Consider the following 19,959-nt stretch of genomic DNA (forward strand, 5'->3'; position numbering starts at 1 on the left):
CTAAAAACTAGCATAAAAGATGTGTTCTCTGCCTTTATTAAGTTACTGAGTTGGGGGTCGCGAACACGCGTGTTGATCTCGCAATCAGACCGGGTTTCCCGCAATCGATTTTGTCCGAATCAAAAAGAGATTCGGCAAGAGCGATGAGCTTTCCGCTTTGCGTAATCAGAGCAACACTCTGCCCGCGTGAAAATTTTTCCACCGATATAGCGCCGACTCCGGCGAGCATTGCTCCATTAGCAACTGCCTTTGCCGCTTTGTCGCGAATCACAATCTTTGGGATATCCCCAATTGCCTGCTCAGGAGGAAGAATCATCGCCGAAAGTGCCGCTTCATCTTTCAGTTCCACTGCATCGCGAATCTCGTGCAGAGTGTGTGCCTCGTCGCATGAAAATCCGCCGGATTTTGTTCTGCGCAGTTCTATCATCTGACCGCCGCAGCCGAGAACATTGCCGATGTGGACGCAAACCGACCTGATATAAGTTCCCGCTTCGCACCTGATTTTCAGGAGAACCAGTCTGTCCTGCATATCGATGAGTTCGATTCTGTAGATCACCCGAATGCGAAGGGCACGTTTTACTGCAGACCGTCTCGGCGGCCGCTGATAAACTCTGCCGGTGAACTGCTTTACGACCTCTTCGACGCGTTCACGCGGGATATCTGCATGGAGACGCATGCATGCAACGTACTCTTTTTCATGCTGAAGCAGGAGGGGAGCCAGTCTCACTGCTTTACCAAGCATTACGACAAGAACCCCCGAGACCATCGGATCGAGTGTTCCCGAATGACCGACGTCCGACTTCAGCATCTTGCCGACCCAGGCAGCAACCTGATGACTCGTGGGCCCTCTCGGCTTGTCAACCAAAATGATCCCGGTATATCCCATCAGTGACTCTCCGTCACAAGATAGGCGTTGAGAGCTTTGAGTGTTCCTTCGATCGATCCGTCGCCAATCACCGCCGGGGCATCGCCTCCGTACATCATTTCGTTTGCCGTTACCTCGCCTATCGCCATTTGGATGATGTTTTCCATCTTTGGAAGTTTTGCCAGTTTGAATGCCATTGGACTCGTGAATAATATTGCGCCAACACCAGTAAGATCCATCACTTCATCGGTTTTCTCAACGTCATAGCATCTGTATTCAACGGGAATCCCTCCCGCATGCTTAATGTCATCGGCAAGTTTGGGGTAGGTATTCCCTGCTCTTGGAATGCCGATCCTCTTCCCGCGGATCCACCGGTCGAGATACAGAACCAGATCTTTCGAATAGAAAAACGGCAGCATCTCTGCAGCGAGTCCGATGTTGTGTAGTACTTTCGCGGTTTGCGGCCCGTTCGCTATTATTCTGACTTTGGATGCCAGTTCCGGCTTGATGCAGGGCCCGAGTTTTTCAGCGACAAATGCATTCGGGAAAAAGATAGCATCGAACTCCCCGTCATTTGCCGCTTTAACAAAACTCCCGATAACCTCCATGTTTTTTACCGGTTTAATGGGTGCAACGACCTTTGCTTTATGATTGTATTTTTCACAAAGGGCGGCGTCCTCTAAAGCCCCGGTATGGCGGGTTATGGCGATTAACATATATGAAATTATTGGACTGTTGGGTTTAATAGTCGTTGTGTCTAAATCACTACTATGTTCGGGGTGGCGGCTGGATTTTTAGCGGGTGTAATCTTTGGCACCATCTCAGGATTTGTCCCGGGTATTCATTCAAATACCGTGGCGGGAATTCTTGCCGCGCTCTCAATTCCCCTCGTAATGGTGTTTGGTGTAGAGGGGGTTTGCGTGATGATCGTGTCGATGATGATCGTTCACACGTTTGTTGATATTCTTCCCTCTACGTTTCTGGGCGTTCCGGATCCGGACACTGTACTTTCAGTCCTTCCTGCACACAATCTCTGTCTTCTGGGGAACGGTCCGGAAGCAGTAAGAGTTTCTGCTCTCGGCAGTCTGTGGGGATTTGTATTTTGCCTCCCGCTGTTTGCTTTGTTTATGATCGTTCTTCCGTCGGTTCAGGGGTATGTTGACTGGGGCATTGGTCTCGTGATCCTGCTGGCAGCCGGACTTCTTATCGTTTTCAGCAAAGCTCCTGTATGGTCATGTGCGGTTTTTCTCGTGTCAGGCCTTTTAGGGATATATGCGATGCGGTTTTCGTATTTTTCCTTTGGCGTGTTTGGGATCGGTGAAATTCTTCTACCACTTCTGACAGGTCTTTTCGGCATTCCGATTCTCCTCACATCCATGAAATCTCTGGTAAAACCTGCCGAGCAGACGTTTACCGGGCTGATGGTATCTCAGGGGGCGATTCTGAAAAACGGTATCAAAGGGGCTATTGCCGGCGCTATTGTCGGGTGGCTTCCAGGTTTTTCAAGTGGCACGGCGAATGCTTTGCTTGCCGTTCGGAAAAGTTCGGATTTCGAAAAAATAGATCCACGGGAATACCTTATCTCAACATCTGCAGCGAACACGGCAAATGCCGTTTTGGGTCTTGCTGCGCTGTATGCCGTTGGAAGAATGCGTTCGGGAGCCATGATCACGCTCGCTTCGTTCGATCTGCCTTCGATCTATCTGCTGGTTCTTGTCGCAGGAGTTGCGGCATTGGCCGGTTATTCCGTAACGGTTTATTCCTCCAGACTCAGCCGGATATTTATGCGTTTAAATCAGCGGATCCTTTCCAAAATTGTTTTGCTGTTCTTAATTAGTATAACGGTAATTATCTGCGGCCCCTTTGGGATCCTGATTCTTATTCTTGCAACGCTTGTCGGCATGATTCCCGGGATGATCAATATTCCAAGGATTTTTTGTATGGGGGCTATTATGCTCCCGGTGATGCTTTTTACGCTAGGTATCTTAAATTTTTGATTTCACTACGCCGTAACTATCCTGATAATTTCCGTTGTAGGTATTTTCCACTTTGCCTTCAACGGTGTGGATGAGCATTTGTACGACTCGCATACCTTTGGTTACCTGGATGTCTTCAGGCCCGTAATTTGCCATACATAATGTCAGGTTCCCGCGAAATCCCGGGTCGATATACCCGGCTCCAAGAACGACGCCTTTTCTCCCGAACGATGATCTTCCCCAGAGTGTTGCGCAGAGATCTTCCGGGAGGCTGACGAACTCCATCGTTGGAACGAGGGTTAACTCTCCTTTTGTTATTGTGATATCTTCAGCGCTTCTGAGATCGTATGAGGAGGGCTGCAGCGATTCTTCGGCGAAAGGATCTATTCCAAGAGATCCCTCTTTAAGGCGTGTCCTGATTATTGATGAAGAAAGAACCATACAAGATAATACGCATCGGACACAAATATACTAATAACTCTGGACTTGTGGGGTAGTGGATATCCTTTCGGGCTTCGAACCCGAAGAACCGGGTTCGATCCCCGGCAGGTCCGTCCTGTTCTAGAAGAGCGCATACAAAAAGCCACATTTTTCGCATTTTTTTCTGTTCAGATGGTAATAGCCCAAAATCTGCCGCGAATCTGCTTTTTAAATCAGAATATATTTAAGCAGAGGAAAGCAATTTTAAAATGAGGTGTAAAGAACTATGACTTATGGAATTGAGTTTGTTCCAGGAAACGTCAATGTTAAACAGGTAGTTAACTTCTGCCAACTCGCAGAGAGCAAAGACATTGACTTCGCATGGATTACCAACCACTACAACAACCGCCACTGTTACCCGGTTTTAACCGCAGTAGCACAGGCAACGACCACACTTAAGATGGGTCCGGGTATCATGAATGCATTCACTGACACTCCGGCAGCAATGGCATCTTTTGCCTGCACCCTGAACGAGATTTCCGATGGACGTGCAACCCTCGGTATCGGCCCAGGTGACCTGTCCACCCTTCCAAAGCTGGCAATCCAGCCGACGAAGCCGGTTGCAAGACTCGGCGAAGCAATCGACCAGATCCGCGCACTCTGCAGCGGTGCAGAAGTCAAGAAAGACGGCAAAGAGTTCTTTGACTACGATGGTGCAAAACTCACCGGTGTTACACTCCCGGGTAAGAAAGGCATCCCAATCTATGTCGGCGCACAGGGACCCAAAGTCCTTGAGCTCGCCGGACTGAAAGGCGACGGTGCACTTATCAACGCATCCAACCCCAAAGACTTCGCAGTTGCAATCCCAATCATCAAAGCAGCATGCGACTCGATCGGTAAGAAAGGATTCGATGTTGGAGCATACACTGCACTCTCTATCGACAAAGATGAGAAGAAAGCAAAGAAGGCAGCAAAGATCGTTGCAGCATTCATCGCAGCAGGATCCCCCGAAGCACTTCTTCTCCGCCACGGTCTCGACCTCGCAAACGTAGCAAAGATTAAGGACGCACTGTCCCGCTTTGACTTCGGTGCAGTCGGCGGACTTGTAACCGACAAAGAAATTGAAGCATTCACCATCTGCGGTACCCCAGACACTATCCGCCAGAAATGTGATGACCTTACCGCCGCAGGCGTTACTCAGATCATCTTCGGTTCCCCGCTCGGACCCGACATGACGACCTCGATCCGCCTCCTTGGCAAGATTATGTAAATTCGGCACTGCCGATTTTACCCTTTTTCTTTTCAGATTTATATTTGAGAATCATTTTTAGCCCTCTTTACTGCTTCTTCCAGGTCGGTATGTGTTTAAATTAGATGATATATTTTCTGAAAAAGTCTTAGAATCTGTAATTTTATTTCAATTTTCTCAATTAATCTCACTTATGGGACGTTCAATGACCTCTCAATTTGGCAATCTTTATCTCCGATTCATCCAAAACCCTGATATAACGTCAGAGGTATATTGAATAAGGTATTCTAATGATGGGTCATCTGCCTTTCAAAGGATAATAACCATATAATCCGTGAGTATTCATGACAGAAAATCGTTCAAAACTTAATAAGGAACTTGCGCAGATGCTGAAAGGAGGAGTGATTATGGATGTCACCTCTCCAGAGCAGGCAAAGATTGCAGAGGATGCAGGAGCCTGTGCTGTTATGGCTCTGGAGCGTATCCCTGCTGATATTCGTGCCGCAGGGGGCGTTTCCCGCATGAGTGACCCGAAGATGATCAAAGGTATCCAGAACGCGGTCTCGATTCCGGTTATGGCCAAGGTCCGCATCGGTCATTTTGTTGAAGCGCAGATCCTCGAAGCAATCGAGATTGATTACATTGACGAGAGCGAAGTGTTATCACCTGCCGATGATCTCAATCACATTGATAAAAACAAGTTCAATGTCCCGTTTGTCTGCGGCGCCCGTGATCTCGGCGAGGCTCTTCGCCGCGTTGCCGAAGGTGCAACGATGATTCGAACCAAAGGCGAGGCAGGTACTGGAGATATCGTTCAGGCGGTTCGTCACATGCGCACAATGAACAGCGAGATTCGCCGCGTCGTCAGTCTTCGTCAGGATGAATTGTACGTTGCAGCAAAAGATATGCAGGTTCCGATTTCGCTTCTGCAGTTTGTCCATGATAACGGTAAACTTCCGGTCGTCAACTTCGCTGCAGGCGGAGTTGCAACTCCGGCCGATGCCGCGCTGATGATGCAGCTTGGGGCTGAGGGAGTATTCGTCGGTTCCGGTATTTTCAAATCCGGTAATCCGGCAAAACGTGCCGCCGCCGTCGTGAAGGCCGTTACGAACTATAATAATCCCTCCATGCTTGCCGAACTCTCAGAAGATCTTGGCGAGGCAATGGTTGGTATCAACGCAGACGAAATTTCTATCTTGATGGCTGAACGGGGAAAATAACGGTGAGGATCGGTGTTCTGGCACTGCAGGGTGCATTCATTGAACACATCAGGATGCTGGAACGTCTGGGTGTCGAGACGTTTGAGATTCGAAATCTCTCAGATCTTAAAGAAATACCGGATGGTCTAATCCTCCCGGGTGGGGAGAGTACTGTCATGTCGAAGCTTTTGCAAGACCTTGGCCTCTTTGAAAAGCTTCGCTCGCTCATCATGACCGGCACTCCGGTAATGGGTACCTGTGCCGGTTTGATTCTTCTTGCAAAATATATTGAGGGCGGAAGTCCATCACTTGGAACGATGGACATTACTGCCGTACGGAATGCATATGGCCGTCAGCTTGGCAGTTTTCAAGCGACTGCACCATTCGCCGGGGCTGGAAATATTCAGATGACCTTTATACGTGCCCCGATGATTACGCATGTCGGCAAAAATGTTAAAGTACTTGCAGAGGTTGACGGGGTCGTTGTTGCTGCCCGCGAAGATAATCAGCTTGTTCTGTCCTTCCATCCGGAACTAGGTGAGGATACGTTCGTTCACCAGTATTTTCTGGAAATGATCGCTGGAACCAATTGAATATCCAAACTTTTTTTTTTGAAAATATATCTGATCTTAATTATTGTATATCATTAAATACAGAGGGGTAATTCCCCCTGCATCCAAAAAGAAAAATGGTAAAATTTGGGTGTCTGATTACTCGGGCTTGCTGATAAGGGCGACCTTGGAGACGATCTCACCGGTCTTCTTGTGCGGCTTGCGGATAACGCCGTCGCATCCCTTCTCGAGTTCGCGTGCCTGGTCACAAAGGTTTGCTGCTGCACGCATCATTTCGTGTGCGGAGGCGACGATTGGTACGTAGTCTGTCCACTCTTTGGTCATGAAACAGCCTTTGACGTTGACACCTGCAACTGCCTGGGCGATCTCGTATGCTGCGCGTGCTTTTGCAAGTGCATAGGGGTTTGTGAACTCGCCTTTGGTCGAGTTGTCAGAGTTCAGAACAAGTTTCGGGAGTTCGAGCTCTGCGCCTTTCTTACCTGCTTTTACCTGGTCGATGACTTTGTCAAGCTCCAGCTGGAGTTTGCGGAATGCACCGGTAAGGGCAAGGACTTTCACAAGGTTGCCGTTGTAGTCTGCCATCTCGACTGGGTCGAGGAATTCGCGGCGGGCACCGATCATGGCGTCTGCTTTGACGATGATGTAGCCAAAGCCGGATGCCTTGAGTGCTTCCCAGCCTTCTTTCTTGGTCGTGACATCGTCAGTGATAACGATGGTCGGGATACCTGCTGCTTTGAGGTCCTCGCGTGCACCGACCGGGCCTTCGAGAACTCCGTTCGGGGAAACAACGATTGCGAAGTCGGGCTGCCATGCTTTCAGGTTTGAAACGACACGGTCAACATCTTCCTTCTGCAGTTTGGTTCCGGAAGTTGCCATGAATGTCATCATGTCTTCACGGTCTGCACGCTCATCTAAAAGCAACTCTGCCATAACACCGGCTGCGATGTTACCGAGTTTTGCAACTCCTACCTTAACTACCATATTTGATACACCTCTCATTTTGAAATGAGAACATCAGATTATCGACGAGAATCAATATAAGGTTTGTGAATGACACTCTTCAAAAATCAAATAACTACAATTTTAGCCTATTCTCACCTATTGGAATCAAATGACGAGGTATTTTTTCATCGAGATCTTTTCACAGTGTGAGAATATTAGGGCTCAGTTGATTTTTATGGGAAATTTACCTGATAATTATCTCATTCTCTGCGCGCAATATCCTTCAGAAACTCAACCCGCGAGAATGTTTAATCAAATCATTTATAGTTAATCAGGTTGTATTAATAACAATGAAAGATACACTCCTTACTGACCGTCAGAAGGAAGTCATACGATTCCGGAAACAGGGTATGACGCAGCAGCAGATTGCTGACCGACTTGGCACATCCAAGGCTAATATTTGTACTATTGAAAAATCTGCCAATGAAAATATTCGGCGGGCGAAAGAAACTCTCGAGTTTTTGTACACCCTTGATGCAACCGAGTTGTGCGTCCTTCCCGAAGGAACCGATTTAATGGAGGCCCCAAAGATAATTTATGTCTCGGCGGCACCGCTCAACATTAAGATCAGGTATGATACGCTTGCCTTGATCAATCGTATATCTTCGTATATGCCTGAGAAGATCAAAGGCCGGCATGTGAAAGAGGATATCATCGTTTATCTGAATAATGACGGTGATCTGTATTTTGGATGACTCGGCAATATTTTGCATTTTTGATTTTTGCTAAAATGCATATCCCTCTTCCTTAATGATTATTGATTGGGCAGTATGGTATGTATCTCCTTCTGCCTCAAAAATCATCAGCTCTTTTTAGGATTTTCAAACGATCATACAACACTTTATATTCTCTCTTCTCCAATTATATAGGAGCCTTCAATAGGCTGATATCAGCAAGATCTGCTGAATGAGGATATCCAGTTGGTATGAAACAGTCGTGATTTCGCGGTTGTTTCGTAATTGTGTAACTCTGAGCGGTAATTCCGCGGCAGAAGTTAAGACCTAGAATAGGTCTGATCAGATGCGCCGGGCGAACGTCTTCATGATGTGCCCTTTCCTGGACGTCAGGAAGCGTATCGGAAGTCAGGTTCTCTTTCGTGAGACTTGGAAACCGCAGTATAACTACTGCAAATCGGGCAAATGAACAGATAAGACGTTATCGTGTTCATAATCGGATATCCCGCAAGGAATCTCAATTGCGTGCAAAGTAAAGCTTTGTGTGCCTTCACACGTTGGAAATATACGTGTGTTGAACTCCCGTCTTTCCGTCCAATGTGTCGCACGCCAGCCCTATGGTGCTGTCTGCGTGTAAAACACAGAGACCGACAAAATGCGTCCCGCGGGTCGATTCCTCACATAGCAGGAAGCCGGCGGTGAAAGAACGGCTGTCATATTGATGACAACCACAGCAGACGTCTTCTTTGCGTAAGCAAAAGAGGACATTAAAGGATTGATTAATAAATGAGAACAGTGAGACCCCGCGCTGGGTCACTCGCATACTATCCCCGTAAACGGGCCAAGGGAATTGTACCAAAGTACCAGTCCTGGCCGGAATACAATGGGCAGCCAATGCTCCAGGGATTTGCAGGCTACAAAGCCGGTATGACCCATGTGATCATGATCGACGATCACAAAAAGAGTCCGACTGAAGGTAAGGAAGTAATGGTTCCCGTAACCGTTATCGAGATCCCCGCCATGACCGTTGCAGCCATCCGTGTTTACGTTAAGGATACCTACGGCAAACACCCGCTTACTGAAGTCTGGGCAGAAAATCTCGAAGCACTTTCTGGCAGAATCACCAAAGCAAAGACCAACAACGCTGCAAAAGCAACCGAGAAGATCAATGCTGCAATTGGCGATGTTGTTGAAGTAATGGTGCTCATGTACACCAAACCGACTGAACTCACCGGTGTTCCAAAGAAGGTCCCCGACCTTATGGAGATCCGTGTTGCAGGCGGCAGTGCACAGGAACGCTTTGACTACGCTCTTTCCATCCTTGGAACCGATGTTGATATGAAGTCCCTCTTAAGCGAGGGTCAGTTTGCCGACATCACTGGTATCACCAAAGGAAAAGGATTCCAGGGTGCCGTCAAGAGATTCGGTATTACTCTTCGTAAGAGAAAGCACGCAAGAACCAAGAAGGAAAGACATATCGGAACTCTTGGTCCATGGACCCCCCACCACGTCCGCTGGCAGGTACCAATGCCGGGTCAGATGGGTTTCCAGCAGCGTACTGAGTTCAACAAACGCATCATCAAGATCGGTGAGAACGCAGACGAAATCAACCCGGCAGGAGGCTTCCTCCACTATGGTCTTGTTCGTAACAACTACGTCCTGATCAAAGGAAGCATTCCCGGGCCGGCAAAGCGCCTTGTTAGAATCCGTTCCGCAACCCGCATGGGCGAGCAGAAGATTCAGGCCCCGGTTGTAGAATATGTCAGTCTTCAGAGCAAACAGGGGTGAAATGACCGATGAAAGCAAATGTAAAAGCAATTAACGGCTCAGTCCTCCATGAGATCGAACTCCCGGCCGTTTTCGACGAAGCATATCGCCCGGACCTCATCAAGAGGGCCATCCTCGCATACCAGAGCGAGCAGTATCAGCCTCACGGGGCAGACCCGTATGCAGGTATGAGAACCTCTGCAGAAGGCTGGGGATCCAAACGCGGTGAAGCTAAGATCCCGCGTATCAAAAACGGAAGCCGCGCTGCAAAAGTACCGAACGTAAAAGGCGGTCACCCGGCACACGCACCGAAAGCAGAGAAGATCCTTGTTGAGAAGATCAACAAGAAAGAGAAAGCAAAGGCAATCCGCTCAGCCATCGCAGCTACCGTTAACACCGAACTTGTCACCGCCCGCGGTCACAAATTCGAAGGCGAAGCAGCAATCATCGTTGATGACTCCTTTGAGCAGATCGCCAAGACCGCTGAAGTCAAACTTGCCCTTGTGGCACTTGGACTTGGTGCCGATCTTGAGCGTGCAAGACTCTCCAGAAATATCCGTGCAGGCCGTGGAAAGACACGTGGACGCAAATATAAGCAGGCAAAGTCCGCTCTTATTGTAACGTCAGGTGAATTCCTCGCTGGCGCGAATATCGCAGGAGTCGACTGCGTATCCGTCAATGCCCTGAACATCAACGTTCTTGCACCCGGAGCCGACGCAGGCAGACTGACCGTCTGGACCGAAGCTGCAATCAAGAAGTTCGTGGAGGCCTAATCATGACACTTGCACACCCCCTCGTAACAGAAAAAGCTATGGTCCTTTTAGAGAACTCAAACCAGCTCTCCTTCATTGTTGAGAAGGAAGCCGGCAAGGCATCCATCAAGGCAGCAATGGAGAAGAACTTCGGCAAGAAGATCGTCTCTATCAACACCATGATGACCTCTAAAGGAAACAAGAAGGCAGTCATTACCTTTGAAGAGAAAAACGCCGCTGAAGAAATTCTTTCTCAGCTCGGAATCGTGTAAGGTGAGATAAATGGGACACAGAATAAGTACACAGTCACGTGGAAAAGGCGGTCCAACCTACCGCGCCCCGTCGCACCAGTATAAAGCAGAGCTCAAACACTTCGGCTCCGCACTTGAGACCGTTCGTGCAACCGTCATCGACATTGAACACGATCCGGCACGTCACACGCCGATTGCGGTTGTGAAGATCGAAGGTAAGGCATCCGACAAGAAAGAATACGCACTGATTACCGAAGGTGTCGGTATTGGTCAGGAACTTGTATGGGGACCTGAAGCCACTGTCGTAAACGGTAATTCGTTACCACTTTCCGCAATCCCGACCGGAGTTGCCGTCTGCAACATCGAAGCACGCCCCGGAGACGGAGGTAAATTCGTTCGTTCAAGCGGAGTTCAGGCAGTTATCATCGGTAAATCCGCTGGTAAAGTCGGTGTCAGAATGCCATCAGGCAAACCGAAATGGTTCAATGAAGCATGTCTTGCAACCGTTGGCCTTGTCGCCGGCGGAGGCCGCATCGACAAGCCGATCCTGAAAGCAGGTAAACAGTACCACAAGATGAAAACCTCGGCAACCCGCTGGCCAAGAGTACGTGGTGTCGCAATGAACGTCATCGATCACCCATTCGGTGGTGGAGGACATCAGCACCCAGGTAAGCCAAAGACCGTTGCACGCGGTGCATCGCCCGGTAGAAAAGTCGGATCTGTCGCCGCACGCAGAACCGGATATCGGAGGTGAACGTAAATGGCAAAGAAAACTACTAAAAGAATGCCAAAGCGGCGAGAGGAATACACCTACCACGGCTACAATATTGAGCAGCTCAAAGCCATGTCCATGGACGAGCTTCTCGCTATTATGCCCAGCGGCGCCCGGAGAAAGGTCCTTCGCGGATTTACCCGTGATGAAGAGGACGTTCGCGCGAAGATCGCTGAAGGTGACGGTGTAAGAACTCACAGCCGTTCAATGATTATCCTCCCCGAAATGGTCGGCAAGAATGTTGCCATCTACTCAGGTAAGGAGTTCATTAACGTAGAGATCCCGGTTGAAGGAGTATTCCACTACTTTGGAGAGTTCGCCTTGACCCGCAAGAAAGTTACCCACGGAAGTGCCGGTATCGGTGCAACCAAGTCGAGTAAGTATGTTCCGTTGAAGTGATTGTTATGGCAAGAACAGAATACAGTAACAAACTTACCGGCGACAACATCGCCCGTGCCAAGGCTAACGAACTCGGCTGCTCTCCAAAGCACGCTGTGGAAATCGCCCACCTTGTCCGCAATATGATGGCAGACGACGCAGTTGCATACCTTGAACAGGTCATCGACCTCAAGCGTGCAGTTCCGTTCCACCGTTTCAACAGAAACGTAAGCCACCAGAAGAGCTTAAACGGTAAGACCTTCGGAACCGCAGCCGGCAGATACCCGGTCAAGGCCGCCGCCGAGTATGTCCGTTTAATCCGCTCTGCACAGAAGAACGCTGAATACGCAGGTCTCGCACCGGAAAAGATGGTCATCATCCACGCCGCTGCAAACAAGGGACGCTGCATCAAAGGAATCTTCCCCCGTGCAATGGGTAGAGCTACCCCTAAGCATAAAGATTCCGTCAACGTTGAAATCATCCTCCGTGAGGTACAGTAAGTATGACAATCGAAAAGAAATTCGTTGCAGACGGTGTCCGCAAAGTCAGAGTCGAGCAGTACCTTAACAAGGAACTCAAACGTGCAGGCTATGGAGGTATGGACATCGTCCGGACTCCTGTCGGAACCCAGGTCACGATCTTTGCAGAAAAGCCCGGTATCGTTATCGGTAAAGGTGGTAAACTGGTTCGCCAGCTGACCACTGATCTTAGCACTGTTTACGGCATCGAGTCCCCGCAGGTCGAGGTTCAGCAGGTTGCAAACCCGAACCTCAATGCCCAGATCATGGCAGAACGCCTTGCAAATGCACTTGAACGCGGATGGTACTTCCGAAAGGCAGGAACCTCCGTGATCCGCCGTGTCATGGACTCCGGCGCACTTGGCTGTGAAGTCATCATTGCAGGTAAACTGACAGGTGCACGTGCACGTGTCCAGAAGTTCGTTGAAGGCTACATCAAACACTCCGGTGAGCCGTCAGAGTCGATCGTTGAGAAAGGCTACGCAACTGCAATCAAGAAACTCGGTATCATCGGTGTTCAGGTCAAGATCGTTCCGCCGGGAGCAAAACTTCCGGATCAGTTCGAGATTCGTGCTGATGCAGCTCCTGCTCCGGCACGTGTTGTCGAGACCGATATCTTTGAAGAGTTCGATGCAGAACTTGCAGCTGAACCCGAACCGGAATTTGTTGAGGAGGTCTGAAAATGGCTATCTTCAGAGCAAAAGAAGTCGCCCAGTTTTCCGATGCTGAGTTAGTCGAGAATGAGCAGAAGCTCAAGATCGAACTGATCCAGAACTATGGAAAAGTCAGCGCCGGTGGTGCACCGGAAAACCCCGGAAAGATCCGGGAAGTTCGCAGAACTATCGCACGTATCAAGACTGAACAGACCAAACGTCAGGCATAAATCTCGTCTATGATCACTCCGCAGAATATACTCAGACACGAACTTATCGGTCTTTTTGTATCTGTGGAGTCCTCACCGAACAGATATGAAGAAGGGCTTTCCGGGATCATCATCGATGAGACCAGAAACACTCTTCGGATCAACACAGGGAATGGCATTAAGTGCCTGGAGAAACAACGTAAGTTACTCCGGGTGACCCTCCCGGACAGTGTTCAGGTGATAATAGACGGCAATGCTTTGTCTGTTTCTCCAACGCGGCGCGTAAGTATGCGCGTAAGCCCATATCGCAAGGTATGAGCGAGACATGAGGGTTAATATGGCAAAAAATATCGGCTTAAATGTCGCAGTCCCAGAAAAGGATTGTGACGATGTAAATTGTCCGTTTCACGGCAGCTTACCGGTGCGCGGCCAGGTGATTACCGGTAAGGTCGTAAGCGAACGAATGCAGGGAACTGTTGTCGTGGAGAGGAACTTTCTTCATAAAGTCCAGAAATATGACAGATATGAGAAACGCAGTTCCAAAATCCACGCACACATGGCTCCATGCCTCAACGCCAAGATCGGCGACGAGGTAAAGATTGCAGAGTGCAGACCACTGAACAAAACGACCTCCTATGTAGTTGTCGAGGTGATTAAGGAATGAAAGGCTTAACGTCAAAAATTCCGCGCGCACTTCAGACCGGCTCAAAGATGGTCTGTGCAGACAACACGGGTGCCCGTGTTGTACAGATTGTATCTGTCTTCGGTTATCACGGTGTTAAAAACCGGCAGCCAAAGATGGGACTTGGAGACCTTGCGACTGTCACAGTCAAGAAAGGAACTCCCGACATGAAACGCAAGCTCGTTCGAGCTGTCGTTGTCCGTCAGAAGAAGGAATTCCGTCGCCCGAACGGCCTCAGAGTCTCCTTCGAAGAGAACGCAATGATCCTCCTCAATGAAAACGGCGATCCACGTGGAACCGACATTAAAGGTCCGGTTGCCCGTGAAGTCGCAGAACGTTTCCCGAAGGTTGGATCAATGGCAACCATCATTATCTAAGGTGAAAACATGGCACGTATTTCAAGCACTCAGCCAAGAAAGCAGCGGAAGTTCCGGTATAATGCTCCGATTCACACTCGTGGTGCATTTTTACACTCCCCTCTCGCAAGCGATCTTCGCGAAAAGTATGGAAAGCGCAGTTTCCGTGTTGTTACCGGCGATACTGTCAAAGTACTTCGTGGTGAATTCAAAGGAATCGAAGGCGTTGTTGACGGCGTAGACGTCAAAAACACGAAGGTCCTTGTTCACGGAGTTTATGTCAAGAAAGCCAACGGCGAAGATGTCCCAAGACCACTCGATCCGTCCAAGATAATGATCACCAAACTCAACACAAAAGATGCAGTGCGTGTTGCACGTCTTGAGGTGAAGGCATAATGACCCGAACCAAGAGAATGACTGCACCGGATGCATGGCAGATCGCCAGAAAAGAAAGCAAATATGTCGTCAGCACCTCAAGCGGTCCGCACGATGGTTCAGCTCTTCCAATCGGCATCTGGCTCCGCGACCACATGCAGTTTGCATTAAACACCAAAGAAGTCAGAAAGATTCTGCACGACCGTCAGGTTTTACTGAATGGTCATATCGTAACCGATGAACACATCGGAATCGATGTCTTTGATATCATCAGCTTCCCGAAAATCGACAAGCACTACATGATCCTTGTCGATGAGAAGGGACGCCACAATGAATATGAGATCTCCGCAGATGCAGCCAAACTCCAGCTCGTAAAAGTTGCAAACAAAACCACCATTAAAGGCGGCAAGACACAGATCAACTTAACCAGCGGTGCAAACTTCATCGGTGAAGAAAACTGTAAAGGCAAAGATTCTCTCGTTATCGGCATCGCCGGCGACGACCGTTTCGCAGTCCAGCAGCACTTCCCGTATGCAGTCGGCAACATGGCAATCATCATCGGCGGACAGCACACAATGAAGACCGGAAAACTCGTGGAGATCCTTGTTCAGGAATCATCTCTGCCGAACCGTGTCATCATTGAAGATGCCGACGGAAACAAGTTCGAGACCATTGAAGACTATGTCTACATGATCGGAACCACCGAGTCCTTCCTCAAAACCTGGGGTGTTGACGCATGACCGATATGCAGACACCGTTCGTTGCAAAAGTCGTTGTCCACATGGGCGTCGGCGAAGCAGGTGAGCGTCTTGTCAATGCCGAGAACATCATGGCTGATTTGACCAAAGGTGCAAAACCAATCCGCTCCTATGCCAGAAACACTCTTCCGGCATTTGGTATCCGTAAAGGACAGCCGATCGGATGCAAAGCCACTCTTCGCGGCAAAAAGGCAATGGACTTCCTCGAAATGGCACTCAAAACATACGCTGTGGAAAATGTTCTCCACACCCGTCAGTTTGATGCAACCGGCAACTTTGGTTTCGGTATCGAAGAACACACCGACTTCCCGGGCCAGGCATATGACCCGAAAATCGGTATCTACGGTATGGATATCATCGCTGTCATTGAAAAGAAAGGAACCAGAACCGCACGCAGAAAAATCCAGCAGAAGAAGATCAACAGCAAACTTCATGTGGCTCGTGAAGAATCCATGAAGTTCGTTACTGAGACCTTCGGCATTGAGGTGGAGTAATATGGCAGCAAAAGACAACGGCAAAGTCCAGCAGAAAAAGTATGGCCGCGGTGCAAACCAGTGCCAGCTGTGCGGACGTAAGCAGGGACTTGTGCGCAGATACAACATTTACTTCTGCCGTCAGTGCTTCCGCGAATGGGCACCCACCATGGGCTTTAAGAAGATGAACTAAGAGGTGAAGGAGAATGACAAAACAGAATCCTATCGCAGACGCAATGAGCGCTATCAAGAATGCTGGTGATACTGGTAAACTTGCAGTGACCGTTGAACCGGCAAGCCGCCTCTTTGGTGACATGCTTAAGGTCATGCAGGAATATGGCTACATCACCGGCTTTGAAAAGATCGACGACGGAAGAGGAGGTCAATTCCAGATTGCTCTCTCCGGCGGCATCAACAAATGCGGTGTAATTACGCCGCGTTTCTCGGTGAAAGTTGAGGACCTCGAGTCCTGGGAAATCAGATACCTTCCGGGAAAGGGCTTTGGGATTATCATCCTGACCACTTCCAAGGGAGTTATGTCCCACGAACAGGCACGTAAGCTCGGCGTCGGTGGCGAGCTTTTAGGGTACGTCTTCTAAGGAGTGAAAACAATGGCAGAATTGATTTTCGAAATCCCGAAAGGCGTAACCATCACCAAGACCGGTGATCTCGTTACCGTGAAGGGATCCAAAGGTGAACTTACCCGTACGATGTACCACCCTGCGATCACTATCACTATCGCAGACGGTTCAGTTACGCTCGTAAGTACTTCCGCAAGACGCAGTGTATATGCACTGCTTGGAACCTACAAAGCACACCTCGGTGTCATGAGCAAAGGCGTGTCCGAAGGATATGAATACCACATGAAGATTGTGTACAACCACTTCCCTATTCAGGTCAAAGTTGCCGGCGACAAAGTCGAGATCGGAAACTTCCTTGGTGAGAAGCAGGCACGGTACGCAAACATCGTAGAAGGTGTCAAAGTAAAAGTTCAGGGTGATGAACTGATCTTAAACGGTATCAACCGTGAGACGATCGGCAACACCGCAGCAAATGTCGAACAGGCATGCAAAGTCAGAAACCGTGATCCACGTGTCTTCCAGGATGGCATTTACATTACCAGCAGAGGCGACTAACATGGCGAGTGAAATCAAGAAACTTATCAAAGCTCGTGGAGCTAAGAAGTCATCCCGCTTTGCCCGCCAGTGCCTCCAGGCTAAAGTAAAACTGGCAGACAGCTGGAGAAGACCACGGGGTCTCCACAGCAAACAGCGTAAGGATTACCGTGCAAAGGGTGCCCACCCGGAAGCAGGTTTTGGAGCACCGAAAGCAGTACGCGGATTCCACCCAAGCGGATACCGCGAAGCTCTCGTATTTACTCCTGTCGAGCTTGATGCTGTTGATCCGGCAACCACCGCAGTACGCATCGGTGCGTCAGTCGGCGGTGCAAAACGCAGCGTTATCCAGACCAAAGCTGCCGAACTCGGCATCAAGGTCTTGAATCCGAAGGAAGCAAAAGTTGCTGTTACTCCGGCTGCACAACCCGCAGAAGAGGTGAAAGCAGATGAGTGATCTCGCATCCCAGCGCAGAATCGCCGCATCCGTTCTTGGCTGCGGTGAAAACCGTGTATGGTTCAATCCGGAGAAGCTCTCTGACATCCAGAATGCAATGTCCCGCGAGGATATCCGCAACCTCATTGATGAGGGTGCAATCTCTTCCCACCAGAAGAAAGGAATTTCCCGTGGACGTGTCCGGGCCCGTATGGTCAAACGTTCATACGGACACGGAAAAGGTCCGGGACGCCGGAGCGGTGCAAAAGGCGCCAGAACTCCGTCCAAGACCCAGTGGATCAAAAAGATCCGTGCCCAGCGTAAAGAACTCCGTGCTCAGCGTGAAGCAGGATCCATCACACCGACCGAATACCGCAGACTTTACCGTCGTGCAGCAGGTGGTCAGTTCCGTAACGTCGCTCACATGAAAACTCAGATTGAGCTCGTAACCTCCAGGAGGGAGTAAACAATGGCAATTAATGGAAGATATTTCGTTCAGTTCAGAAGACGCCGTGAAGGCAGAACTGATTACTACCAGCGCCAGCGTTTAATCGTTTCTGGTAGAAACCGTATGGTTGTCCGTAAGACAAACCGCCACATCATCATCCAGCTCATCGCAGCTCAGATGGACGGCGACTACACTCTTGTTCACGTCAACAGCCGCGAACTGGTGAACTTCGGATACAAAGGATACCTTGGAAACACCCCTGCAGCATACCTCACCGGCATGCTCTTTGCGGTTCGTGCACAGAAAGCCGGATACGAAGGTGGAATCGCAGATATCGGTCTGCAGGTTGCATCGACCGGTGCACGCGTGTTTGCTGCAATCAAAGGTGCTGTCGATGCAGGTTTCGACGTCCCAGTAGGAGAAGCAATTCTTCCGGACGATGACCGCTGCAACGGCGCCCACATCGCTGAATATGATGAACGCTTTGCCGGTCTCGTTGAAAACGTCGAGGCTACCAAAGACGCAATTATGAAGGAGCTGGAGTAAAATGGCTTACGAACAGGAAGTATGGGTCCCAGTAACCGGTCTTGGCAAGAAAGTCATGGCAGGCGAATTTGCAAGCTTCGATGAGATCCTTGCAAGCGGACAGCCCATCAAAGAGGCAGGCATTGTTGACGCAATGCTTCCCGATCTTGTTGACGAAGTCCTCTGCATCGACATGATGCAGCGTATGACCGACTCCGGACGTCGTATTAAGTTCAGAGCTGTGGTCGTCATCGGCAACAAGAATGGTTACGTTGGTTTTGGCCAGGGCAGAGATGTTCAGGTTGGAACTGCAATCAAGAAAGCAATCACAAATGCAAAACTGAACATTGTCAAAGTCCGCCGTGGATGCGGTTCATGGGAATGCGGATGCGGTATGAAACACTCCGTACCAATGGAAGTCACCGGTAAAGCCGGATCCGTTGCCGTTACCCTTAAACCAGCTCCGAAAGGAATCGGTCTTGTGACTGGTGACGTTGGTAAGAAAGTACTTACCCTTGCAGGAATTCAGGATGTCTGGGTTAACACGAGTGGAAACACGAGAACAACCCTGAACTTCGCAAAGGCAACCTACAATGCACTTCGTGAAACGAATCTGATTCGCATCGGAGGGCGCAAATAATGTACGCTGTCGTTCAGGTTCGCGGTGTGGTCAACACCCGCCGTGACATCAAGGAAACCCTCAAGATGCTCCGTCTTCACCACATCAACCACTGTGTTATTGTGCCAGAGACCCCCGAGTACCTCGGTATGATCCGTAAAGCAAAGGATTTCGTTGCCTTTGGTGAAGTTGACGCTGCGACACTCGCAACTATCCTCACCACCCGTGGAAGACTTACCGGCAACAAACCGCTCACTGAAGAGTATGTGAAATCTGCAACTTCCTATGGAAGCATTGAAGAGTTTGCATCTGCTCTTGTCAACGGTGAGGTCCGTATGAAAGATGTCCCCGAACTTAAGCCGGTGCTTCGTATGCACCCGCCAAGAAAGGGATACAAGACCACGAAACGCACGTATACCCAGGGCGGTGCCCTTGGCTATTACGGTACGGAGATCAATGATCTTCTGATCAAAATGAGGTAATTAGCATGCCAGTAAACAAGCGTTCAAAGTTCCGGGGGACCCGCACCTGTGGTGGGGGTACCCACAAAAACCGCCGTGGTGCAGGTAACCGTGGAGGTCGTGGAGCAGCCGGATGGCGTGACCACAACTTTACCCGCTGGTATCTTCTCGGTAAGACCGAGGGAAAACACGGATTTGTCAGTAAGATATCTGTAACGTATGAAGTTCTTGATATTGGCGACCTTGATCAGATGATCCCTGATCTTGTTGCCCGTGGAATTGCAACTCAAAACGGAGATGTTATTACTCTTGATGCCGCACAGATTGGTGTAGAGAAGATCCTCGGCGGAGGCAAAGTCACTCACAAACTTGCCATCACTGCAGAGAACTTCTCCGGCCGTGCTGTTGCTAAAATCGAGGAACTGGGTGGAACCACCCAGACCTCCGAATAATT

32 protein-coding genes and 1 tRNA gene are annotated in these 19,959 nt (G+C 49.5%); 29 read left to right on the forward strand and 4 right to left on the reverse strand.

Features of this window, described 5'->3' with window-relative positions; all coding sequences use genetic code 11:
• Positions 1 to 37: 37 nt before the first annotated feature.
• Positions 38 to 886: an RNA-guided pseudouridylation complex pseudouridine synthase subunit Cbf5 gene (locus tag MLAB_RS00385; RefSeq protein WP_011832451.1), complete on the reverse strand. Its 849-nt coding sequence runs from the start codon at positions 884 to 886 to the stop codon at positions 38 to 40.
• Positions 886 to 1,581, reverse strand: a complete 696-nt coding sequence (locus tag MLAB_RS00390) for a uroporphyrinogen-III synthase (RefSeq protein ID WP_011832452.1) — start codon at positions 1,579 to 1,581, stop codon at positions 886 to 888. The genes MLAB_RS00385 and MLAB_RS00390 overlap by 1 nt, the downstream gene beginning before the upstream one ends.
• 54 nt (positions 1,582 to 1,635) lie before the next feature.
• On the opposite strand from MLAB_RS00390, the gene MLAB_RS00395 reads away from it, so the two are divergent.
• A complete protein-coding gene (locus MLAB_RS00395) occupies positions 1,636 to 2,862 on the forward strand; it encodes a tripartite tricarboxylate transporter permease (protein WP_011832453.1) in 1,227 nt (408 codons plus the stop codon).
• Here MLAB_RS00395 and dcd read toward each other — a convergent pair.
• Complete coding sequence (gene dcd, locus MLAB_RS00400) at positions 2,851 to 3,282, reverse strand: dCTP deaminase (RefSeq protein WP_011832454.1); 432 nt, start codon at positions 3,280 to 3,282, stop codon at positions 2,851 to 2,853. The two genes, MLAB_RS00395 and dcd, sit on opposite strands and share 12 nt — an antisense overlap.
• Before the next feature lie 41 nt (positions 3,283 to 3,323).
• Here dcd and MLAB_RS00405 point away from each other — a divergent pair.
• The 4 genes from MLAB_RS00405 to pdxT all read left to right on the forward strand — a co-directional run bounded on the left by MLAB_RS00405 (position 3,324) and on the right by pdxT (position 6,302).
• Positions 3,324 to 3,395, forward strand: a tRNA-Arg gene (locus MLAB_RS00405).
• A gap of 152 nt (positions 3,396 to 3,547) precedes the next feature.
• Positions 3,548 to 4,531, forward strand: coding sequence for a 5,10-methylenetetrahydromethanopterin reductase (locus MLAB_RS00410; RefSeq protein WP_011832455.1), 984 nt, complete (start codon positions 3,548 to 3,550; stop codon positions 4,529 to 4,531).
• A gap of 323 nt (positions 4,532 to 4,854) precedes the next feature.
• Positions 4,855 to 5,730, forward strand: a complete 876-nt coding sequence (gene pdxS / locus MLAB_RS00415) for a pyridoxal 5'-phosphate synthase lyase subunit PdxS (RefSeq protein WP_011832456.1) — start codon at positions 4,855 to 4,857, stop codon at positions 5,728 to 5,730.
• Positions 5,731 to 5,732: 2 nt separating this feature from the next.
• Positions 5,733 to 6,302 carry a pyridoxal 5'-phosphate synthase glutaminase subunit PdxT gene (pdxT, locus tag MLAB_RS00420; RefSeq protein ID WP_011832457.1) on the forward strand — a complete coding sequence of 190 codons (570 nt, stop codon included), beginning with the start codon at positions 5,733 to 5,735 and terminating at the stop codon, positions 6,300 to 6,302.
• Between the two features lie 117 nt (positions 6,303 to 6,419).
• Here the strand turns inward: pdxT and MLAB_RS00425 are convergent, their stop codons facing one another.
• Entirely contained in the window at positions 6,420 to 7,262 is an 843-nt protein-coding gene (locus MLAB_RS00425) for a F420-dependent methylenetetrahydromethanopterin dehydrogenase (RefSeq protein ID WP_011832458.1), read from the reverse strand.
• Positions 7,263 to 7,573: 311 nt separating this feature from the next.
• On the opposite strand from MLAB_RS00425, the gene MLAB_RS00430 reads away from it, so the two are divergent.
• From MLAB_RS00430 to MLAB_RS00545, 24 genes are all read left to right on the forward strand, one after another.
• Positions 7,574 to 7,978 (forward strand): Tfx family DNA-binding protein, encoded by a 405-nt coding sequence (locus tag MLAB_RS00430; protein ID WP_011832459.1) that lies wholly within the window; start codon positions 7,574 to 7,576, stop codon positions 7,976 to 7,978.
• A gap of 765 nt (positions 7,979 to 8,743) precedes the next feature.
• On the forward strand, positions 8,744 to 9,745 hold the full coding sequence (locus MLAB_RS00435; protein WP_011832460.1) for a 50S ribosomal protein L3: 1,002 nt from the start codon (positions 8,744 to 8,746) through the stop codon (positions 9,743 to 9,745).
• Between the two features lie 8 nt (positions 9,746 to 9,753).
• Positions 9,754 to 10,497, forward strand: coding sequence for a 50S ribosomal protein L4 (rpl4p, locus tag MLAB_RS00440; RefSeq protein WP_011832461.1), 744 nt, complete (start codon positions 9,754 to 9,756; stop codon positions 10,495 to 10,497).
• Positions 10,498 to 10,499: 2 nt separating this feature from the next.
• A complete protein-coding gene (locus tag MLAB_RS00445) occupies positions 10,500 to 10,748 on the forward strand; it encodes a 50S ribosomal protein L23 (RefSeq protein ID WP_011832462.1) in 249 nt (82 codons plus the stop codon).
• Positions 10,749 to 10,758: 10 nt separating this feature from the next.
• Positions 10,759 to 11,481, forward strand: a complete 723-nt coding sequence (locus MLAB_RS00450; RefSeq protein ID WP_011832463.1) for a 50S ribosomal protein L2 — start codon at positions 10,759 to 10,761, stop codon at positions 11,479 to 11,481.
• 6 nt (positions 11,482 to 11,487) lie between these two features.
• Positions 11,488 to 11,898, forward strand: a complete 411-nt coding sequence (locus tag MLAB_RS00455; RefSeq protein ID WP_011832464.1) for a 30S ribosomal protein S19 — start codon at positions 11,488 to 11,490, stop codon at positions 11,896 to 11,898.
• A gap of 5 nt (positions 11,899 to 11,903) precedes the next feature.
• Entirely contained in the window at positions 11,904 to 12,377 is a 474-nt protein-coding gene (locus MLAB_RS00460) for a 50S ribosomal protein L22 (RefSeq protein ID WP_011832465.1), read from the forward strand.
• Positions 12,378 to 12,379: 2 nt separating this feature from the next.
• Positions 12,380 to 13,075 (forward strand): 30S ribosomal protein S3, encoded by a 696-nt coding sequence (locus tag MLAB_RS00465; protein WP_011832466.1) that lies wholly within the window; start codon positions 12,380 to 12,382, stop codon positions 13,073 to 13,075.
• A gap of 2 nt (positions 13,076 to 13,077) precedes the next feature.
• Positions 13,078 to 13,278: a 50S ribosomal protein L29 gene (rpmC, locus tag MLAB_RS00470; protein WP_011832467.1), complete on the forward strand. Its 201-nt coding sequence runs from the start codon at positions 13,078 to 13,080 to the stop codon at positions 13,276 to 13,278.
• Positions 13,279 to 13,287: 9 nt separating this feature from the next.
• Positions 13,288 to 13,575: a ribonuclease P protein component 1 gene (locus tag MLAB_RS00475; RefSeq protein ID WP_048061932.1), complete on the forward strand. Its 288-nt coding sequence runs from the start codon at positions 13,288 to 13,290 to the stop codon at positions 13,573 to 13,575.
• Between the two features lie 19 nt (positions 13,576 to 13,594).
• Positions 13,595 to 13,921, forward strand: coding sequence for a 30S ribosomal protein S17 (locus tag MLAB_RS00480; protein ID WP_011832468.1), 327 nt, complete (start codon positions 13,595 to 13,597; stop codon positions 13,919 to 13,921).
• Positions 13,918 to 14,316 (forward strand): 50S ribosomal protein L14, encoded by a 399-nt coding sequence (locus MLAB_RS00485; RefSeq protein WP_011832469.1) that lies wholly within the window; start codon positions 13,918 to 13,920, stop codon positions 14,314 to 14,316. Before MLAB_RS00480 ends, MLAB_RS00485 begins: the two co-directional genes overlap by 4 nt.
• Before the next feature lie 9 nt (positions 14,317 to 14,325).
• The gene (rplX, locus tag MLAB_RS00490; protein ID WP_011832470.1) at positions 14,326 to 14,691 is read left to right on the forward strand and encodes a 50S ribosomal protein L24; all 366 of its coding nucleotides are present in this window, start codon (positions 14,326 to 14,328) and stop codon (positions 14,689 to 14,691) included.
• Positions 14,691 to 15,410, forward strand: a complete 720-nt coding sequence (locus MLAB_RS00495) for a 30S ribosomal protein S4e (RefSeq protein ID WP_011832471.1) — start codon at positions 14,691 to 14,693, stop codon at positions 15,408 to 15,410. Before rplX ends, MLAB_RS00495 begins: the two co-directional genes overlap by 1 nt.
• Entirely contained in the window at positions 15,407 to 15,922 is a 516-nt protein-coding gene (locus MLAB_RS00500) for a 50S ribosomal protein L5 (RefSeq protein WP_011832472.1), read from the forward strand. The genes MLAB_RS00495 and MLAB_RS00500 overlap by 4 nt, the downstream gene beginning before the upstream one ends.
• A gap of 1 nt (position 15,923) precedes the next feature.
• Positions 15,924 to 16,094 (forward strand): 30S ribosomal protein S14, encoded by a 171-nt coding sequence (locus MLAB_RS00505; RefSeq protein WP_011832473.1) that lies wholly within the window; start codon positions 15,924 to 15,926, stop codon positions 16,092 to 16,094.
• Between the two features lie 13 nt (positions 16,095 to 16,107).
• Positions 16,108 to 16,500, forward strand: coding sequence for a 30S ribosomal protein S8 (locus MLAB_RS00510; RefSeq protein WP_011832474.1), 393 nt, complete (start codon positions 16,108 to 16,110; stop codon positions 16,498 to 16,500).
• A gap of 12 nt (positions 16,501 to 16,512) precedes the next feature.
• Positions 16,513 to 17,037, forward strand: a complete 525-nt coding sequence (rpl6p, locus tag MLAB_RS00515; protein WP_011832475.1) for a 50S ribosomal protein L6 — start codon at positions 16,513 to 16,515, stop codon at positions 17,035 to 17,037.
• 1 nt (position 17,038) lies between these two features.
• Positions 17,039 to 17,473: a 50S ribosomal protein L32e gene (locus MLAB_RS00520; protein ID WP_011832476.1), complete on the forward strand. Its 435-nt coding sequence runs from the start codon at positions 17,039 to 17,041 to the stop codon at positions 17,471 to 17,473.
• Positions 17,466 to 17,918: a 50S ribosomal protein L19e gene (locus tag MLAB_RS00525; protein ID WP_011832477.1), complete on the forward strand. Its 453-nt coding sequence runs from the start codon at positions 17,466 to 17,468 to the stop codon at positions 17,916 to 17,918. The genes MLAB_RS00520 and MLAB_RS00525 overlap by 8 nt, the downstream gene beginning before the upstream one ends.
• Before the next feature lie 3 nt (positions 17,919 to 17,921).
• Positions 17,922 to 18,446 carry a 50S ribosomal protein L18 gene (locus MLAB_RS00530; RefSeq protein WP_011832478.1) on the forward strand — a complete coding sequence of 175 codons (525 nt, stop codon included), beginning with the start codon at positions 17,922 to 17,924 and terminating at the stop codon, positions 18,444 to 18,446.
• 1 nt (position 18,447) lies between these two features.
• Positions 18,448 to 19,065 (forward strand): 30S ribosomal protein S5, encoded by a 618-nt coding sequence (locus MLAB_RS00535; protein WP_011832479.1) that lies wholly within the window; start codon positions 18,448 to 18,450, stop codon positions 19,063 to 19,065.
• On the forward strand, positions 19,065 to 19,526 hold the full coding sequence (locus tag MLAB_RS00540; protein ID WP_011832480.1) for a 50S ribosomal protein L30: 462 nt from the start codon (positions 19,065 to 19,067) through the stop codon (positions 19,524 to 19,526). The genes MLAB_RS00535 and MLAB_RS00540 overlap by 1 nt, the downstream gene beginning before the upstream one ends.
• Before the next feature lie 5 nt (positions 19,527 to 19,531).
• The gene (locus MLAB_RS00545) at positions 19,532 to 19,957 is read left to right on the forward strand and encodes an uL15m family ribosomal protein (protein WP_011832481.1); all 426 of its coding nucleotides are present in this window, start codon (positions 19,532 to 19,534) and stop codon (positions 19,955 to 19,957) included.
• Positions 19,958 to 19,959: the final 2 nt, after the last annotated feature.

This window comes from Methanocorpusculum labreanum Z (assembly GCF_000015765.1).
Lineage (GTDB): Archaea > Halobacteriota > Methanomicrobia > Methanomicrobiales > Methanocorpusculaceae > Methanocorpusculum > Methanocorpusculum labreanum.

Coding starts and splice junctions, on each gene's coding strand:
- MLAB_RS00385 (WP_011832451.1), bottom strand. CDS start 886: ATGGGATATACCGGGATCATTTTGGTTGACAAGCCGAGAGGGCCCACG.
- MLAB_RS00390 (WP_011832452.1), bottom strand. CDS start 1,581: ATGTTAATCGCCATAACCCGCCATACCGGGGCTTTAGAGGACGCCGCC.
- MLAB_RS00395 (WP_011832453.1), top strand. CDS start 1,636: ATGTTCGGGGTGGCGGCTGGATTTTTAGCGGGTGTAATCTTTGGCACC.
- dcd (WP_011832454.1), bottom strand. CDS start 3,282: ATGGTTCTTTCTTCATCAATAATCAGGACACGCCTTAAAGAGGGATCT.
- MLAB_RS00410 (WP_011832455.1), top strand. CDS start 3,548: ATGACTTATGGAATTGAGTTTGTTCCAGGAAACGTCAATGTTAAACAG.
- pdxS (WP_011832456.1), top strand. CDS start 4,855: ATGACAGAAAATCGTTCAAAACTTAATAAGGAACTTGCGCAGATGCTG.
- MLAB_RS00425 (WP_011832458.1), bottom strand. CDS start 7,262: ATGGTAGTTAAGGTAGGAGTTGCAAAACTCGGTAACATCGCAGCCGGT.
- MLAB_RS00430 (WP_011832459.1), top strand. CDS start 7,574: ATGAAAGATACACTCCTTACTGACCGTCAGAAGGAAGTCATACGATTC.
- MLAB_RS00435 (WP_011832460.1), top strand. CDS start 8,744: ATGAGAACAGTGAGACCCCGCGCTGGGTCACTCGCATACTATCCCCGT.
- rpl4p (WP_011832461.1), top strand. CDS start 9,754: ATGAAAGCAAATGTAAAAGCAATTAACGGCTCAGTCCTCCATGAGATC.
- MLAB_RS00445 (WP_011832462.1), top strand. CDS start 10,500: ATGACACTTGCACACCCCCTCGTAACAGAAAAAGCTATGGTCCTTTTA.
- MLAB_RS00450 (WP_011832463.1), top strand. CDS start 10,759: ATGGGACACAGAATAAGTACACAGTCACGTGGAAAAGGCGGTCCAACC.
- MLAB_RS00455 (WP_011832464.1), top strand. CDS start 11,488: ATGGCAAAGAAAACTACTAAAAGAATGCCAAAGCGGCGAGAGGAATAC.
- MLAB_RS00460 (WP_011832465.1), top strand. CDS start 11,904: ATGGCAAGAACAGAATACAGTAACAAACTTACCGGCGACAACATCGCC.
- MLAB_RS00465 (WP_011832466.1), top strand. CDS start 12,380: ATGACAATCGAAAAGAAATTCGTTGCAGACGGTGTCCGCAAAGTCAGA.
- rpmC (WP_011832467.1), top strand. CDS start 13,078: ATGGCTATCTTCAGAGCAAAAGAAGTCGCCCAGTTTTCCGATGCTGAG.
- MLAB_RS00475 (WP_048061932.1), top strand. CDS start 13,288: ATGATCACTCCGCAGAATATACTCAGACACGAACTTATCGGTCTTTTT.
- MLAB_RS00480 (WP_011832468.1), top strand. CDS start 13,595: ATGGCAAAAAATATCGGCTTAAATGTCGCAGTCCCAGAAAAGGATTGT.
- MLAB_RS00485 (WP_011832469.1), top strand. CDS start 13,918: ATGAAAGGCTTAACGTCAAAAATTCCGCGCGCACTTCAGACCGGCTCA.
- rplX (WP_011832470.1), top strand. CDS start 14,326: ATGGCACGTATTTCAAGCACTCAGCCAAGAAAGCAGCGGAAGTTCCGG.
- MLAB_RS00495 (WP_011832471.1), top strand. CDS start 14,691: ATGACCCGAACCAAGAGAATGACTGCACCGGATGCATGGCAGATCGCC.
- MLAB_RS00500 (WP_011832472.1), top strand. CDS start 15,407: ATGACCGATATGCAGACACCGTTCGTTGCAAAAGTCGTTGTCCACATG.
- MLAB_RS00505 (WP_011832473.1), top strand. CDS start 15,924: ATGGCAGCAAAAGACAACGGCAAAGTCCAGCAGAAAAAGTATGGCCGC.
- MLAB_RS00510 (WP_011832474.1), top strand. CDS start 16,108: ATGACAAAACAGAATCCTATCGCAGACGCAATGAGCGCTATCAAGAAT.
- rpl6p (WP_011832475.1), top strand. CDS start 16,513: ATGGCAGAATTGATTTTCGAAATCCCGAAAGGCGTAACCATCACCAAG.
- MLAB_RS00520 (WP_011832476.1), top strand. CDS start 17,039: ATGGCGAGTGAAATCAAGAAACTTATCAAAGCTCGTGGAGCTAAGAAG.
- MLAB_RS00525 (WP_011832477.1), top strand. CDS start 17,466: ATGAGTGATCTCGCATCCCAGCGCAGAATCGCCGCATCCGTTCTTGGC.
- MLAB_RS00530 (WP_011832478.1), top strand. CDS start 17,922: ATGGCAATTAATGGAAGATATTTCGTTCAGTTCAGAAGACGCCGTGAA.
- MLAB_RS00535 (WP_011832479.1), top strand. CDS start 18,448: ATGGCTTACGAACAGGAAGTATGGGTCCCAGTAACCGGTCTTGGCAAG.
- MLAB_RS00540 (WP_011832480.1), top strand. CDS start 19,065: ATGTACGCTGTCGTTCAGGTTCGCGGTGTGGTCAACACCCGCCGTGAC.
- MLAB_RS00545 (WP_011832481.1), top strand. CDS start 19,532: ATGCCAGTAAACAAGCGTTCAAAGTTCCGGGGGACCCGCACCTGTGGT.